Annotated in this window: 7 protein-coding genes; 5 read left to right on the forward strand and 2 right to left on the reverse strand. The window is 37.9% G+C overall.

Translation table 11 applies throughout. From position 1 onward, the window contains the following. Positions 1–142 precede the first annotated feature (142 nt). From H3302_RS05970 to H3302_RS05980, 3 genes are all read left to right on the forward strand, one after another. Positions 143–2491: a DNA polymerase II gene (locus tag H3302_RS05970; RefSeq protein WP_182396265.1), complete on the forward strand. Its 2349-nt coding sequence runs from the start codon at positions 143–145 to the stop codon at positions 2489–2491. 231 nt (positions 2492–2722) lie between these two features. Then, positions 2723–5320 (forward strand): TonB-dependent siderophore receptor, encoded by a 2598-nt coding sequence (locus tag H3302_RS05975; RefSeq protein WP_036969455.1) that lies wholly within the window; start codon positions 2723–2725, stop codon positions 5318–5320. 180 nt (positions 5321–5500) lie between these two features. Continuing rightward, the gene (locus H3302_RS05980) at positions 5501–6418 is read left to right on the forward strand and encodes a class I SAM-dependent methyltransferase (protein WP_051501799.1); all 918 of its coding nucleotides are present in this window, start codon (positions 5501–5503) and stop codon (positions 6416–6418) included. A 332-nt stretch (positions 6419–6750) separates the two neighbouring features. Here H3302_RS05980 and H3302_RS05985 read toward each other — a convergent pair whose 3' ends face one another. Then, the gene (locus H3302_RS05985) at positions 6751–8664 is read right to left on the reverse strand and encodes a S9 family peptidase (RefSeq protein WP_065978828.1); all 1914 of its coding nucleotides are present in this window, start codon (positions 8662–8664) and stop codon (positions 6751–6753) included. Between the two features lie 1099 nt (positions 8665–9763). Between H3302_RS05985 and H3302_RS05990 the strand changes: the two genes are divergently transcribed. Then, the gene (locus tag H3302_RS05990; RefSeq protein WP_074989797.1) at positions 9764–12661 is read left to right on the forward strand and encodes a TonB-dependent receptor domain-containing protein; all 2898 of its coding nucleotides are present in this window, start codon (positions 9764–9766) and stop codon (positions 12659–12661) included. 395 nt (positions 12662–13056) lie between these two features. Here H3302_RS05990 and H3302_RS05995 read toward each other — a convergent pair whose 3' ends face one another. Next, positions 13057–14070 carry an IS110 family transposase gene (locus tag H3302_RS05995; protein WP_065979998.1) on the reverse strand — a complete coding sequence of 338 codons (1014 nt, stop codon included), beginning with the start codon at positions 14068–14070 and terminating at the stop codon, positions 13057–13059. Between the two features lie 750 nt (positions 14071–14820). Between H3302_RS05995 and H3302_RS06000 the strand changes: the two genes are divergently transcribed. After that, complete coding sequence (locus tag H3302_RS06000; RefSeq protein WP_409076801.1) at positions 14821–18861, forward strand: ATP-binding protein; 4041 nt, start codon at positions 14821–14823, stop codon at positions 18859–18861. Positions 18862–18909 lie beyond the last annotated feature (48 nt).

Consider the following 18909-nt stretch of genomic DNA (forward strand, 5'->3'; position numbering starts at 1 on the left):
AACCTAAAGTATGTATATAATTACAGTAATTAATTTTAGAGAGTTAACTGAGTAACTACAAGCGACTTGTTAGTAAATTTGTTGATTAGCATTTGTTTTATGCATTTCGCATTTTCATATTTGGGTTTAAAGGGTCATATAGATGCAATTAACTTCTGGCTTTATTCTTTCAACACAATGCTTTGATAGTACGCATGGCGTATCCATTGTGGTGTGGATTTTGTCTGAGCAAGGACCTGTCAAGCTGATTAGCCCACCGCAAAAAGTGCTCTTTTTCATTAATGAAAAAGATGTTGCTGCGGCAACTCGAATCTTGGCACAGCACAATGTGGCATGTGAATTTAAGCCAGTGCAATTAAAAAGCTTCCAGCAGCAGGCTGTTGTGTCGTGCTATTTTTCTTCACTTAAGCATTATTACCGCGCTGCAAAACAGCTAAAAGCCCATTTCATCAAAGTTTACGAAGACGATATTAGACCGGTTGACCGGTTTTTAATGGAGCGTTTTATCAAAGGTTCGGTGTGGGCCAAAGGGCGGTTAATTAAAGGTCAGCCTTACCCCGTATTAGCAGACGTTCAGTTTAAACAAAATACCGAGTTCACACCCACTTTCACGACTGTATCGTTAGATATCGAATGTGATGGAGAAGGGGTGCTGTTTTCAGTAGGACTAGTCGGGAAGAGCATAGATGCTGTTCTTATGATCGGTAAAGCTGATGACACCGCTGATCTTAACTTCAATGTTATATGGTGTGAGGATGAAATCGACTTATTGTATAAGCTCTGTGAGTGTGTGCAAGTCATTGACCCTGACGTTATTATTGGCTGGAACGTCATTGAGTTTGATTTTACGGTACTTCATGCTCGTTCTGAAGCATTAGGTGTAGGGCTGCCTCTGGGTCGTAACAATGAAAAAATGACCCTCAGAACTGGTAATTTTACACGTTTAACGATCCCAGGCAGGGTTGTTATTGATGGTATTGATACACTTAAAAATGCAACGTATCACTACGATAGCTTTAGCCTCGCGAATGTGGCAAATATTGAGCTAGGTGAAGAAAAACTGATTTCTTCAGATAACCGCTTAGAAGAAATCGTTCGCCAATTTAATGAAGATAAGCGCGCACTTGCTTGCTACAACCGCCAAGACTGCATTTTAGTACAACGCATTTTCGAAAAGCTTAAGCTACTCGATTTTGCCGTTGTTCGAAGTCAACTAACCGGCTTGGAGCTTGAAAGAATGGGTGGATCCGTTGCGGCCTTTACTAACCTTTATCTTCCTTTATTGCATCGCAGTGGTTATGTAGCTCCAAACTCAGGCGATCATGGTCTTAGCTTTGATAGTCCAGGTGGTTATGTCATGTCCTCGGAACCTGGTTTATATAAAAATATATTAGTACTTGATTACAAAAGCTTATATCCATCAATAATGCGCACTTTTTGTATAGATCCACTTGGTATGGTGGAGGGGCTAAAACACCCTAATCACGCAATTGAAGGTTTTAATCAAGCCCTTTTCTCAAGAACAGAGCACCACCTACCTGAGCTTATTCGTGAACTTGCCGCAACGAGGCAACTTGCTAAAGACAATGAACAGCCGATGCTTTCTCAGGCTATAAAGATCATCATGAATAGTTTATATGGTGTTTTAGGCTCGAAAGGCTGTCGGTTTTACGATCCTCGTCTTTCAAGTTCAATTACATTACGTGGTCATGAAATTATGCAAACTACTAAAAAGTGGCTAGAAGAGTGGGGGTATAAGGTAATTTATGGTGATACTGACTCCACGTTTGTGAAACTTGATGATGAATTAAATTCTCAGAACTGTAACGAAATCGGTACAAAGCTGGCAAGAAATATAAACAAACGCTGGGAAAGTGTATTACAGGAAACATACAAATTAGAAAATTTCTTAGAAATTGAGTTTGAAACTCACTACAGCCCATTTTTTATGCCGACAATTAGGGGCAAAACCACCGGTTCAAAGAAACGCTATGTAGGTAGAGTAGCAAAACATGGAAAAACAGCACTTGTGTTTAAAGGAATGGAAACAGTGCGAAGTGATTGGACAGAGCTTGCTCAGAGGTTTCAGGTCGCACTCTTTGAAATTTTATTTAGCGAACAATACAACCAAGAGCTGATCAGGCAGCTATTTGATAACTATGTGGAAAAGCTTTACGCAGGCGAGTATGACTCGCTACTGGTTTATCGAAAACGTCTAGGTCAACACCTAACAGACTATCAAAAAAATATCCCTCCTCATGTCAAAGCTGCTAAGCAATATTTAGCACATAACCCCAATGCTCAAATGCAACGAGGTCAAGTAATTGAATACGTATATACGCTGAAAGGCGCTGAGTATTATACCGGAAATCACAAGTTCGATTATGGTGTTTATGTTAATAAACAGCTGTTGCCACTGGTTAACATGATTATTGAGGTTTCAGGGACTAATTCAAAGGGGCTATATTCTAGTCAAATTCAGCTATTCTGATTGTTTTTTGCCCAAGTGTTGTAAATTTCACAGCTTTATTAATGTTAAAACAGTGCTTTTTTTGAGCGTTTAATTAATTTTTGTATCAATTTATTAATTTTTTATAAACAAAACTCTGGATATTTTGTTTAATTTGTTTATTATTTGTTGGTCGCGACGCATGTCCGATAACAAATAATAAACAAGCTTATGCAAAATATAGCCACAGTATAGTGGTCCAGGGAGAATCAAATGTTAAATAATAAAGTTTCAAAAGCTGTTCGCTTAGCGATCGCTTTTGGTGCAGCTTCAGCTGCTTCTTTTTCTGTTAGCACTATGGCAGCAGAAGATGAAGAAAGTGCTGAAAAGGTTGAGCGAATTGAAGTAACTGGTTCACGCATTAAGCGTGTTGATATGGCTACTGATTTACCAATCACAGTAATTGACCGTGAAGCAATTGAGCTTAGTGGTGAATCTTCAGTTGCTGATCTACTTCGTAACACAACTTTCAACAGTCTGGGTTCGTTTCGTCCACAGTCTGGTAGCTCTGCGCAAGGTGCTACTACTGTAAGTTTACGTGGTCTAGGTTCTGACCGTACATTAGTTCTAGTTGACGGTCGTCGTTTACCTAAGTCAACACTTACTGGTTCTAGCCAAGATTTAAACTTCATCCCAATGGCAGCTGTTGAGCGTGTTGAAATTCTTTCAGATGGTGCATCAGCATTGTACGGTTCAGATGCAATTGGTGGTGTAATCAACGTAATCACTCGTAAAGATTACAACGGCGCAGAAGTTACATTAGGTTCTGGTCGTATTGAGCATGAAGGTGGCGATCGTGAAAATGGTTCTGTAGTTTTCGGTGCTTCTTCTGATAATGCATCAGTACTTGCAGGTGCTTCATGGAATGGTCGTGATATTGTTTACGCTCGTGACTTCCCTTGGTATTCGCCAGGTGGTTCAGTGTACTCAAACAACTTCACAACAATGGCACAAGATGATGAGGGTAATTACATCCCAGGTGCAAGTAACTTTGATTTCTTCTCGCCAGAAGCTACTTGTGAAGGTGTTGGTAACGAAAACTTCTACCGAATTGGTGCGCGTTGTGGTTTTAACTTCGCAGCTGTATCTGCTGATGAAGCGTCAATTAAAAACCGTTCAGCTTTCGTAAAAGCACGTTTTGACATCAATGATGACTGGAGCATTTTCTCTAACATCAATATCGCACAAACTAAGTCATTTGGTCGTTACGCACCAGGTCTAGATGAGACTGCATATGGCCCAGACCAAATTGATGCGGATAGCCCAAATAACCCAACTAACCCTGATAGCCCTATTTACGATCCTTCGTTAGAGCTTGAGCAACAGCCACTCGATTTTTGGCACCGTTTTGCTGCTCTAGGTAATCGTGATAACAACCTTTCTACAGAGTTGAAAGATATCACATTCGGTACTAATGGTATGATTGGTAGTGTTTCAGTTGAAGCTGGCGCACGTAAAACAATCAACGAAAGCCACAACGTAGGTAGTGGTTACATTCTTCGTAGTATCGCTCGTCAGTATATCAATGACGGTACTTACATGTTAAACGACCCGTTTGGTGCTTCAGCAGAAGTACGTAACGCGATGACTGTAACGACTTCTCGTACTGGTAAATTTAACCAAGAAGAAGTCTTTGCGAATGCGGCATTTGACATCATGGAAACTGATGCTGGTGCTATCCAAGGTTTCGTAGGTTTTGAATACCGTACAGAAGATTATGCTGATAACTACGATTCACTTTCTGAAGCGGGTCAAGTAGGTGGTTCATCAGGTAGCTCTGCAGGTGGTTCACGTTCTGTTCGAGGTCTATTCTTCGAAGCGCTAGTACCAGTAACTGAGCAATTTGAACTAAACTTCGCTGGTCGTTACGATGATTATTCTGACTATGGTTCAGATTTCTCACCAAAAGTATCTGCTCGTTATAACCCAATTGATGCGTTAGTACTTCGTGCTTCTTGGGGTAAAGGTTTCCGTGCACCGTCATTACCAGACCTTACACAACAGCCAGCAGAGTCTGCTGACTCAGTAAGCGATGATTTAACATGTGCGGCAATCGGTGAGGCAGCTGGTTGTTCATCACAAATTAATGCAACTGTTATCTCTAACCCTGATCTACAATCTGAGCAATCAGAGCAAATGTCATTAGGTATCGTATATCAAGCGACTGATAACATCGATTTTGAGCTAGACTACTATGATATCGAGATTACTAACCGTATCCGTGCGTTTGGTTCTCAATACATTATTGATGCAACATTACGTGGTGACTCACTTCCGCCAGCATTTACAGTAACTCGTGCACCAAATGGCGGTATTACTAATGTAGTTCGTGGTTTCGGTAACGATGGTACACTTGAAACTTCTGGTTTAGACTTTAAAGCACGTTCAAGCTTTGATTTCGGTGATGCAGGTCGTTTAACAACTAACTTAAACATCTCTCACATCCTTGATTACAGCACGGACGGTGGTCGTAACTTCGTTAAAGACCCAGGTGTACCACAACAACGTCTAACATTATCAAATGTTTATTCAGTTGCTGATTTTGATGTAACTTGGAACTTAAACCTTATTGATAGCCAATGTGAAGACATCGATGCAGATGGTAAGTGTATTGGTCATATTCCTACGTGGGTAACTCATGACCTTCAAGTAGCGTATAACACGCCTTGGAACTCTAAGATCAGCTTCGGTGCTCAAAATGCATTTGGTAAAGAGCCACCTCTATTTGCTTATGATGGTCGTGACTACAACTTCAACCTATACTCAGGTTTCGGTCGTATCATGTACTTCAACTTTAAACAATCATTCTAATATTGTTTAAGTTTAACTAGAAAAGAGCGACATTATTATATGTCGCTCTTTTATTTTATAACCTCTTTCGCCCCTCTTTATTAATACGAATACACAGTAGAGACTTTAATTATAGAATCTAGTTTTTTGATTCTTTATAATATGAGCTGGAGTGTGTGCGTATCAAATTCGGACTTTATTATGCATTGGGAACAATATTGGAATTCAACAGATGGTTTTTCAAGTTTTGCAGAACTTAAAAATGAGTTTGGTTACCCTAAAGAAATACTGCATTTTTGGCAGAAAACTCTTAGTGAAATAAGCAGTGAAAATCTAAAGGTACTTGATTTAGCAACCGGTAAGGGGGCGCTTGCTATTTGGCTAAAAGCTGCGGCAAATTCACAGAATAAGTTGGTTGATATTTATGCTTGTGATGCGGCTGACATAGACGTAAGTTCGATAAAGTCAAATGATGTGAAATTAGAAAAAATCATTAAAGATATAAATTTTTCATTTGCGACTAACCTTGAACAGTTGCCTTATGAAGATGATTGTTTTGATCTGTTAGTTAGTCAATTTGGCTTCGAATATTCGTCGTGGGAATCATCCCTCAAAGAAGTGACCCGGGTTTTAAAACCAGGTGGCCAAGCGGTGTTTATGATGCACAGTGCATCATCACAAATTGCACTAAACTCGGCAGCAGGACTGTCAGTGTTTAAATCTTTGGTTGAGTTGGAACTGTTTGAAAAACTAAAAACATTGGTTGATCTCAAGCTTACAAATCAGCAGCTTGAGTTTACTAACAAAAATAAACAACTCATTAAATCACTAAATGAGTTTTCACTGGACAATAATTCATTACAGTGGTTTCAAGATGTTGTAAGTAATGTTGCAAAAATAATGCAAAACATTAATTCAGAGTCGCATACTGCAATTGATAAATTACAGACTAATGTTGAATTTCAAATTAAACGGCTTGAAGAGCAAACACGTGTGTCAATGACTGAAAACTCTATTCGCAGCGCATTCGATGAAGCGAGTCTAGAATTAAAGATTAAAAGTATTAACCCAATGTCAGTTGATGAAGAACACTTTGCATGGACCGTTGTTATCGAGTAAAGAGGCAAGGGCCCCTTGTTTCGTTAAAACGAATCTCCCGCTGAATATTTCTATTGTGTTTCTGTGTATTTATCACTAATAAAAGGACTTTAAATTTAAGTTAGCGTTACAAAAAAGCATGAACATTATAAAAACTTCCTAGTAAATATAAGCTGCTCAGATTAATTACTGCACGCTATTTATAAGAGCAGTGAACTTTTTTATTTTCTCAAAGCGTATCACAACTAGGTTAATAAACTTAATTATCTACACTCTGTTTAACATTAAGCCGTTAGAGGTTATTTAACTAACGGCTTAAAATTTTGCTAATTTTATTTCTGGTTCTTTAAACTCTATTTAAGATTTTCATCTAAAAACTTTGTCATAGCATTGTAAAAATCAGTGCGATTTTTAGGCTTATGATAACCATGCCCCTCATTTCTTACCATTGATTTATAAGGGTAATTAATTCTATCAAGGGCTGAAGTTAGCGCTTCATATTGCTCCATAGGAACCCTAATATCATCCGAGCCATGAGCTATAAAAAGTTTAGCCTTAATTTTATCAACATTATATGCAGGTGAACGAGATTTCTGATCTTCTACGTCCATACCATGCACAGTATTTAAAAATTTCACCCCAGAATCTCTCGTTGGGATATCTCCACTGGAAAACATTTCAGGGATAGAGTATACGCCTACATATCCAATAGCACATTTGTACAAGTCAGGCTCTCTTACTGCGCCCATTAGTGCTGCGTAACCACCATAACTCCCACCATATATACAGATATTATTTTTATCGATAATTTTTTGCTTTATAGCCCAGTGGGTGGCATCAGTTACATCATCTTGCATTTTTGTACCCCAATTTTTGTAACCACTCTTTAAAAATGAGCTACCATAGCCACCAGAGCCTCTGAAGTTTACTTGCAACACTGCATATCCAATACTTGCGAGATACTGAGCTTCAGCATTAAACCCCCAGAAATCTCTGACACCATGAGGTCCTCCATGCAGCATTACTACTGCAGAGTAAGGTTCTTTTTTATTATTTGGTATCGTTATATAACCGTGTAATACGACACCATCTCGTGCTGATATTTTGAATGGCTCTACAGTTGCTAGTTCCTTTTTGTTTATTTTCTCGTTCATCGAAGCGACAAAACTCGCTTTCTTCGAGGTAATGTCGTAAAGGTAAAATTCTGTGGGTGATTTATCTGATGAAACTTCAAAGACAGAAAGCTTTTGTTCTTTGGCATGACTTGTAAATCTTAGCCTATATGCGTGGAATGAGTCACTTAGCCTTTTTAAAACATCGTTATCCCCTGCATCCGAGAAATAATGATATGCAGGATAATTGGGATCATACGTAACACCCACAACCTCACCTGAAAAGCCATATATAGGTGTTGAAATATCAACATCTGCGTCTTCTATCAGTTTCTTAAGTTCATTTGTTTCCAAATTAAAAGAAAATACGGCTATGTTCTTAGTGGTAGAGTCATTAGTAAAGTACGCTAAATTTCCTGACTTGTTCATGCCAATAATTGAAAGGTTATCACCAGGATTATAATTTAAGATTCCTAGGTTAAATGTCTCCCAGTCTGAATTAGGTGTCTTTTTATAGAACATGTTGAGTTCACCTTTCCCCATTTCATGCTCTTCTTTTTCAACATAACTAAAAGCAATTCTTGGTTGGCCTGACACATCTGCAACCATGCCAAAGACATCTTCTTTAGGTTGATCTGCTTGATAACTAGAACGACCATTATAAACATTTACCTTATGAACTTTTACTGCAAAATCATCAGCATAATGTTGTTTTGTAACTAATATGTTTTCTTTGTCGTCAGGTAAAATACTTAAAATGTTGTAAAACGATGTTTGTGACGCTAACAATTCCCGTCGGTTAGAGCCGTCAAAGTTTGAAGCTATGAAGTAAGGTGAACCACCTTTAGTATCTAAATAACCAACGGTTTTTTTGACTGACATGATGAAGCGTTCATCATTTACCCAGATGACGTTAGCTATTTTTTGATATTCACCAAATCCATAACTGGATAGCACTTTTTTTGTCTTTCTATCGAGAATCACAAGCTTAACTTGTGTCTCATCTTGAAATGTAATCGAAAAGTATTTTCCATTAGGCGAGATTTTTACTTGTTGATAATCTTTGCTGTTAAAGAAGTCTTCAAGGGTGTTTTTAGCAAAAGTCATTTGGCTAAATAGTAAAAGTAAGAGGCCTAAACTTTTTATATATCTCATATCAATCCAATTGTTTTTGGTTTTTTAATTGTAGGTATTAAGAATATCAGAGTTGAAAGTGTTGTAAATACATTGTTGTAACATCGTTTTATCATATGTAATTTAGTGTAGGTTGAAGTAATTGTTCTAGCTCTTTGGTATTGGCTTTGAATGCAATGGTTTCATGTCTTTATTTATTTCTAATGCTTGTTTTTACGTTTGTTAAATTTTTGTGTTTTTATGAGGGGTTTTTATAATAAGTTTTGGAAGATTATATTTAATATTTTGTACTATTAATTTTTACGTGAATGAAAATAAACTTTATATTTGTAATGGTGTTTTTTAGAAATGTCACTTCTTTACTTTTTATATTAGATCTTTTGTCATTCAACAATATTGAATTAAGAATAGGGTAGTGCTTCAGTTATGAAGTAGCCGTCCATTTCATTTCGCATAGCAGCTGCATATTTTGACACTGATATGCCATTAATCTCGAACATTTAAAATCTTTCCTGCGTCTCAAATTTAGCTTTCTGGCCATTAAAACTAAAAATACATTAAAATCAAGTGCTTATGATTGGGTGGTGAGTTTGACATGTAAATGTACATAGCTGATCCGTCTATCGGGTGGTAATTATGCCGAAGGCTATCAAAGCTACTTTTATTTATGAAAAGTTGTGTCTTTAGTATTTTATATTAGCAAATCATCAGTGCTTATAACCTTTTTGACTTATGAGGACGTTATAGGTGATGAGCTTAGTGGTTGTTCATTGTTCTGTTTTTTGGATTTATGTGTTTTAAGGTTGATGCTCTCTTCTTTCCTGCGTTTTTAGACTTTTTCCCTTTAAAATAGTGGGGTTTTAATGTTTTTTTTAAATATGCATTATTAATATATTGTTGCAATTTTGTTTTTACATTGTTTGGTTTATTTTAAATTTTTTATTTTTTGTTGCGTTTGTATTTATATTGATTTTATTTTAAAAAGCGCAAGTTAAAAACATGTTGACCAGAAGTTATCTAGGATATTAGTATTTAATCACCGCATTAAGGTATTAGTGCCTATGGCGGGGTTAAATAAAAATTAATAAGTCATAATATGGATATGACCAGGGAGAATACAATGTTAAATAATCAGGTTTCGAAGGCCGTTCGCTTAGCACTTGCTTTCAGTGCAGCGTCAACTTCACTATTCTCTGCAAGCTCTATTGCGGCAGATGAAAATGATGAAGGCGTAGAAAAAGTTGAGCGTATTGAGGTTACAGGTTCGCGCATTTTTCGTGAAGGGGCTATCTCTCCATCACCAGTTACTGTAATTACAGGTGAAGATTTAGTAAGCACTGGTGCAATGAATATCGGTGAGGTTTTAAACAAGCTACCTGCACTAGCAACGACGTATTCACTGGCTAACTCAGGCCGATTTATTGGTACAGCCGGTGTAAGCTTACTTGATTTACGTGGTATGGGTAGTGAGCGTACGTTAGTACTTGTAGATGGAAAACGTCACGTTTCTAGTGCCCCAGGTACATCTTCTGTAGATACAAATACTATTCCTAGTGCGTGGATTGAACGAGTTGAGATTATCACAGGTGGTGCGTCAGCTGTATATGGTGCTGATGCTGTAACGGGGGTTGTTAACTTCATTTTAAAAGAAGAAATAACAGGCCTTAATGTATCTGCAACGAAAGGGTTTGCGGATAACAATAATTATGAAAATGAGAAGTTTACTTTTTCATACGGTCAAGATTTTTCAGAAGGGCGCGGTAATGCGGCTATCTCTTTCGAATACAATTCACAGGATTCTCTAAATGCATTAGATAACCCGTGGACTTCGACATCTTATGCTTCGATGCCATATGAAGTCGTGACAGGTATGGAAAGACCTGAAGATATGCTAGACAGTGAAGATTTTCCAGACAAAATAGTAGTACCAAATGCGGGCTATTATTTAATCTCTAACGCGGGTACAGTTTGGAACCCTAACACTGGTGCGATTATGGGTCGATTTAACCCAGACAGCACGTTAGGACCTGTAAATACAGGCAGTTTTGAGGACGGCTCATATTGTGGTGGCCCAGATTGTGATTATATTAATTTACGCCAATATTCGGAAATTCAGCCAAAGTTTGACCGCATTAACTTAAATTTCAAAGTTAATTATGATGTTACAGATGACTTGAATGCATATTTCCAAGCAAAGTACTCTAAAACCGAAGGGGAAAATATTGGTCAGCCTTTCTTCCGCTTCTTCAGTGGTGCAAACTTAATAAAGCGTGATAATGCTTTCTTATCTGAAGATACAGCAGCCCTAATGGATCAAGAAGGTCTATCGATCATTGGTGTCAATAAAATGTACAATGATATCGGTCGCCGCTTAGAAGAAAATACGCGTGAGACAACACGATTCGTAGCAGGGTTCAAAGGTAATTTGACTGAAGACTGGAGCATGGATATATCTTTGGTACATGGTAAGTCAGAGATAGAACGTATTAATGGTGCAAACGTCATCATGGCTAATTATGCCAATGCAATAGATGCGGTTTTTGATGACGCAGGAAATATTGTTTGTCGTAGTGAAGAAGCCCGTGCTGATGGCTGTGTAGCTGCTAATATTATGGGCGATGGTGCTATTAGTCAGCAAGCGATTGACTATGTAACTACGACGTCTGTGGGAACTTCAGAGATTGAGCAAACTGTGTTTAATGCGACATTCTCTAATTCTGCACTTTTTGAATTACCTGCGGGTATGGTTGGTTTCGCCGGTGGTATCGAATATAGAGACGAATCAAGCGTCACTATTGAAGACCCATTTGCTAAAACCGGGGCTACTTTCTTTAATGCCCTAGGTGAAACCGATGGTGGATATGATGTATCTGAAGCATTCTTTGAATTATCGATTCCATTACTAGAAGAAGTCTTTTTAATCGATTCACTCGTTTTAGACACGGCTGTTCGTTATGCGGATTATTCTACAATTGGTGATGCAACAAGCTGGAAGTTAGGTTTAGATTGGACCATTAACCCAGAGTTGAGAGCACGTTTCACTGTTTCAGAAGCAATGAGAGCACCAAACATTGACGAGCTATTCTCTGGTCAGAGCCAGTCATTTACTAATGTAGATGATAGTTGTAAGGTTTCTGAGTTGGATCAGTTAAGCGCTGAGGGCAGAGCAATACGTGCTGCAAACTGTGCTGCATTAGGTGTTCCAGCAGACTTCGATTCTAACTACGATAGCGCAACTCTTGAAACTTTAGTCGGTGGTAATCCTGATTTGCAACCTGAAGAATCAAAATCAATTACGGCTGGTATCGTTTATCAACCAAGTTGGTTAGAAGGCTTCAGCGTAACTGCGGATTACTGGGAAATTGACATTGACGATACAATTAGTGGTATCGGTTTCCAAACTATTATTGACCGTTGTGTTGATTCGCCTACAGGTGTTGATAATCAATTCTGTAATTTAATTACTCGCGATCCTGAAACGAGCGAAATTACCCTACTAAAAGGGTTTGCGCTTAACATTGCTCGTAGTTTAAATTCTGGTGTTGACTTTGAGTTTGCATATGACTTTGACGCACTAGGTGGTCGATTCAATACTAGCTTCATTGGTACATACCTAATTGAAGCAAAAGATTATCCATTCTCAGCAGAGCCAGAAAACTACACTGATTATGAAGGTGTTTTAGGTGAAGAGACATGGCAAGGTAATCTAACCGTTGATTATACTTACAATAACTATAAAGTTGGTTTTAGCACACGCTTTATAGATGGTGTTGAACTATATGATCACACGTCGTTAGATACTAACCCAAATCCATCAAGTGAAATGCGTTATGGCTCATACTTTATAACTGATGCTTCATTCGCATATAACTTTGAAAATGGCGTTGGCCTTAAACTGGGTGTTGACAACTTATTTAACCGTAGGTTACCAGGAAGCACAACGGGTACAGGTGCAGGCTCAGCCATCTATGACAATATCGGTCGATTTGGTTACCTTCAAGCATCTTATAAATTTTAATACAGTATAATTAGTCTGTATTATCAATAAAATACACCATAAAGAACGTTCCTGTTCTTTATGGTGTATCATTCATCATTACGCTCCAATAGCCTTTCCTTCGTACAAGAATTTTCTTAATATTAATACCATATATGGACTCTCTCCGATTGCAAGACAGTAATTGATAGAATTTCAAAGTTCATTGCTGCCATATATTCGGCTTTTTTATGAGCGGATTTATCCGCTCTAGCCCTGATGGATATCCGCCCCTATCACCTTATCAATCTCGACGGCTTCTAACAGCCTTTGGTATTATCAGGTTTAAATAGGACGGCTATGAACCGTTTTCCGTCAATCTCAATCTTTGCAATTTTTGCTATTGAACTTTTGTCTTTTAATTGCGGTTAATGTTTTTATACAAATTTGTACCTCTCTTGTTTTACGGTCATCGCCCATGCCATTCGCGCCATTTTATTCGCTAATGCAACCACTGCTTTATTAAATGGCAGCCGCTCCCGCAGGTTATTTGCCCATAAGCTTACCTTGTCAGCTTTACTCCCCGATTTGACTAACGCAGCTCTGGCACCATTAATCAGCTGAGTTCGCAAATAAGTATTTCCTCGTTTACTTATTCCCTTTAACTTGGGGTTATCGCCAGTCGTATGCTGTTTGGCAACTAGTCCCAGCCAGGCTGCCATATGACGTCCACTTTTAAAGGTTTTACCATCACCTATTGCACTATACAAAGCTGTTGCGATGATGGGACCTATTCCTGTCATTGTTTCTAATTTCTGGCACTGCTCTATCTGATGGCTTAAAGCTTTTATCTCGCTATCCAAATCCGTGATTAACTTATCTACCTCAATTAATTCATCATACAAACTGGCTATATATCGACGAGACAATGGCGTTAACATGTTACTCGCATCTTCTAAAATATCGGGGATAGACTTTCTCACTTGATTAACGCCTTGCGAGAGGCTAATACCATATTCGGCTAAGAGGCCTCTGGTTTGATTCACTAAGGCCGTTCTACATTTTATTCGCCGCTCTCTTATACGGTGCAACAGTTGAATGTCTTGTTGCTCTACACTTTTTATTGGCACAAATCGCATATTCACTCGTTGTGAAGCTTCAGCTATCGCTTCTGCATCATTGAAATCATTTTTATTTCCTTTTCGGTAAGGGACTACATATTGTGGAGCGATAACTTTCACTTCATGACCATAGTTTTGAATACTTTGTGCCCAGTAGTTTGATGAGCCACACGCTTCCATGACGACAATTGCGGGCTCTAAATTACAAAAATACTCTTTCATGTTAGTGCGTTTGAGCTTTTTCTTTTTGAGCACTTTTCCCGAGTTTGATAACCAAACTAAATGAAAAATGTTCTTGGCGATATCTAATCCAATTGTTATTTTATTCATGTGACTCTCTCTACTTTGTTTACGCTAAAACTTACCCTAAACTACTATGGCGCATTATGACGCCGTTGGGGAGTGGAGAGAGTCCATTCCATTAATCCGCAAAAATACTTAATCATTTTGAGTGATCAAACCAGTCGCTACCTGCGTTAAAAATTTCTGATTTACGACTGCATGGATGCAGGAGGTAGAGCAATGCAGGAGCAATTGCCGAGAACAACTAAATAACTAAATTTTTGCCTTGTTATCAACGCGGTTTTATTGCCTCAAAATAGACCACTTAATTAAGCGGAATGGTATAAATTTGGGTAGTCAAATATCCATCGTCATTTAGGTGAAGTATTTTTGCTGTTTACAGCTTGCTTATGTCTGGCATAAACCATGATTTTTTATCACCTTATAAACTGTATTTGAACTAAGGTGAATTAGAGTGGTGTTGTTCACACGTTAAAACGAGTTAGCTTAAGTGATACATGTAAAGTTGTTGTTAGGGCTTTTAAATAGTCTTTGCTGTAAAGAAATCTAAGCAGTGGGGATTTCTGAATTGTTGTATTTAATTTACACTGCTAAAATGTAACAAATTTTAACCTTCTTATTGGCATCATTCTGAATAAGCTATTCTTATTTTTCATTGCGTTAACATTTGCTTTCCTTTCAAGTTGTGCATATGCAAAGCAGCTCAAAGCAGGTATCGTTAATTATAACTTCTTTCCTTATCATACACGTGATGAAAATGGCCGGTTTTCGGGGGTCATCGTTGGTTACAGTAATGAGATTGCGCGATTAGCAGATGCTGATTTAGAGTATCATGTATACGACAGTCTCGATTTACTGTTAGATGCGCTTCAGGCGGGCGACATTAATTTTACAGTGGGTCTTAATAAAACCCAGCAACGTAAAAAGCATTTTTTATTCTCTTCCGCATTTATGGAAGCCCCACGGGGTATTGTTGCAAACCAGTCTATTGCTAATGATGCATTAAAGAATTTAGCGAGTCTGCGTTGGGTATGTATAACAGGGAGCTCACACTGTGAGTATTTAGCCGAAAATGGTGCTTTATTCATAAACCGATTTATTCAACCTGAAGATGCGATAGACAAGGTTGCTGATGGTACGTTTGACGGGTTTTTGGGGGACTATTCAGTGTTGTCTCACCAATTAAAAAATCACTCTAAAAATAACTTAAAGGTTGTTAGTCCTATTTGGCTCGAGAGTGAAACCCTTCACGTCATGTTTAATAAAGAGGAAACCGCATTACGAAATCAAGTTAACTCGGTACTCGCCTCTATTTCACCTGCAACTAAACAGCTGTGGGAAAGTTCTGCCAGTGAAGAATACATCGCTGCAAAGGCATACAGTAAATTCAAGCGTGATTTTAACCGTATTGATGCACAGCAGAGTACTAACTATTTACTCACATTCTCGTTTATTGATGGTTTATACCCCGTTAATTCAACCAGTAAAACAGGCGAAGCTACTGGGTATTTAAATGATACTCTTGCATTGCTCTCACAGAGAAGTGGCATACAGTTTAAATATATACCCGCTGCAAATAGTAAAGAGTTAGAAAAGCTATTTCTTGCAAATAAAATCGATATCATTCCATCGATGACACCTGACAAAATAGATGAAGGAATATTAATTGCGTTACCCTCACATTATAGCTTCGAAATGGTATTGGTTTCTAAGCGTGCGAGTAAAATTCGCCGTATTGGTTATATTGAGGCGTTTGCAGATCCTAAAGAAAAATTAGTTGGTAGCGAGCCTATCGAAACCGTGTCATTTGACTCAATTCAAACGCTTTTCTATGCACTACGAAATGATGCTGTTGATGCGGCTATGCTACCGCAGAGCATTGCAGCGTATCAGCTAAACCAGTTTTATATTGGTGAGTTTTATATCAACCCTAAATATCGATATACACAGCCAATTTATTTTTTAATTAATAGGCACTTTTCTGAATTAACAACGTTGCTAGACAGTTTATTTAAAACCTTAACTAGTAATGATTTTAGCCATGTTGTAAATCGTCATGGTATTTTTAATATAGAGCGTGGTTATGATAAAAAAACGGTCAATATCACTGCAATTTTGGTGTTGATTTTAGTTGTTTTATCACTGACTTACTTTATCAATCGGCGTCTCAATATAAATCGGGAAATAGCGAGTCGTAAGCAATCAGAACAGGCTGCACTGAGTAAGCTTAATTTTACGCAAAAGTTAATTGATGATTTACCCACAATGGTTGTTATTCAGGATCAAGACCAAAAGCGCATCATGTGGAATAAAGCGTATAAAGATAATTTCGCGCATCTTTGGGATGACGAGCAGCAATTTTTGCGCAGTGATCTTGCAGTCGTTAAAGAATTAGTAGATCAAAATAAGCAAAGCCTTACTTCGGGTAAAATAATTAATCAACATATTCGCTTCACCAATCGTCTGGGTAAACCACTCGAGTTGCTTTATACAAAGAAACCTTTTTTGGGGATTGACGGCCATATCGCAGGGATCATGACTGTGATAACTGATGTCACAGAGCATAATAATCTGCAGCGAGAAAATGAATCTGTTCAAAAATTATTAAAGACGATCACGGATACGATACCCGGCGGGGTATTTCAATATGAATACTATGACAATGGTGAGGGGTTTTATACTTACATAAGTAAAGGAGCGCAAAGCCTTTTAGGGATTACATCTCGAACCATTAACCAACGCGGTATGACAGGGTGTATTTCACCGCTTATTGTTGATGAAGACAGAGTAAAAATTGCGAAGAGTTTTAAGCGAGCGGCAAAGCGTAACTCAATGATTGATATTGAGTTTAGGGTTAATAACTTAGGGCAGAAAATATGGTGTCGTTACATTGCGACAGGCGAAAAAAATTCTGATGATCAACTTCAAGGCGTTCGCTGGAATGGTATATTGCTTGATATTAGTTTACTCAAGCGTCAGCAAGCAGATTTAAGTAAAGCAAATCAACTGGCTCATCAGGCCGATTTAGCTAAAAGCCGATTCATCGCGACCATGAGTCACGAGTTAAGAACCCCCATATCTGGCATTAATGGTTTTATTGAACTACTGCGGGCTTCTTATTTAGATGAAGAGCAGTTCTACCTCGTAGAACATATTGACAGTGCGATTTCGAAATTACGTAACTTGGTTGATGACATTTTATATTTTGCAAATACAAGCTCAGGTAAAATTGAAATCGACTGCCAAGATGTAGATCTCGAGTCCCACCTGTGCCGTGTTTTAAGGGCGCATGAATATTTAGCAAAACAAAAGGGTCTCGAATTCCGTTTAACGTGGCGAACAGCTGCTTTTACTCAAGCGCGTATAGATGTAAGTCATTTACTGCAAGTTTTGTCTAATATTTTAAATAATGCCGTTAAGTTTACTGAGAAAGGCGCGATTAGCTGCGACGTTTTATTTGAAAAACAGACCTTGAAGATTGAGATATCCGACACCGGCGCAGGAATGACTGCCCAGCAACTTGCGCATACTTTTACACCCTTTGAGCAAGCTGATAACTCGACAGAGCGACGTTATGGCGGCACAGGGCTTGGTTTAACACTTGCTAAGCAATTAATAGAAGCGATGAAAGGTGAAATTAATATTTCCAGTACATTTGGAAAAGGTACGAATGTATTTATTTCGGTTCCTTTGACTAAAGTCGCTAAACCTGATTTAGCAGCGAGTTCTGTTTATTGGTCTGTGTGTACTCAGAATCATTTATTACTGAATAATTTAGCAAGCATGGGAGTTAAACATAATCAGCTCAGTCATCCTTTAGATGCTAACGTATTTCAGCAAGTTGATAATATGATTATTGATGAAAAGTATGCCATTGAGCGATGGGGTAAAAACTGGCAAAAGAATATTTGTAATATTGAGAATAAATACATCATCGTGGCCAGCGCTAATGATACTCAAACTCCCGCAAAATGTAGTTGCCATATTTTACTTGTTGATCCTCTTTATCCCGATTTACTCAGAGAGCTGGTTAACAATGTTCATTGTGGTGTTGACGTATTACCACACAGCCTCACAACTGCGTTGCATGGGCAGATTCTAATTGCAGAAGATAATAAAACTAATCAGCTTCTTTTAGAAAAACAGTGTCAAAAATTAGGCATAAAAGCCGTGATGGTTGAAGACGGTTTAGCCGCATTAAAAGCCCTAGAAAATGATAATTTTGATGTATTACTAACTGACTGTCATATGCCTCATTTAGATGGCTTTAAATTAGCTAAACAGTTACGTGATAAAGAAAAGTTTAAGTATTTACCGATCATTGGTTTTACTGCTGACGATTCACAAGAGTGCCTAAATAAAGCGTTAGATGCAGGCATGAACAGTGTGTTATTTAAGCCATATAAACTTAACGAGTTATATAATCGTTTAGCCGAGTTTATTGATGTAAATAAAGATGAAATACAGGTACAAGATGAGGTGCCAGTATCGAACCTGCAAGGTATAAAAGATAAACAACATTGGTTAAATGTTTTTGGTAATGAAAATGACGCTAAAACACTAGCAGAGGTGTTTATTACGAGCTTGAAACAAGATCTAAACACGCTAACTGCACATGTGGATAACCAAGATATAGAAAAAATTCCCCCTGCTATTCATAAACTTAAGGGGGCTATTGTGATGTTGCAATACCCGCCATTATCAAAACTTATAGTGAGTACTGAAAATCGCTTTAATCAAGAAAAAGAGACATTAATAGTCAGGGAATTAATTGTCGAGTTAAGCGACGTGATCGAAAAAATAAAGTTATGGTTATAATAAACTTAAATTAGATTATTTTATTTTTTCACCATATACTAAGCTGTG

Source organism: Pseudoalteromonas sp. MT33b (assembly GCF_014117385.1).
Classification (GTDB): domain Bacteria; phylum Pseudomonadota; class Gammaproteobacteria; order Enterobacterales; family Alteromonadaceae; genus Pseudoalteromonas; species Pseudoalteromonas lipolytica.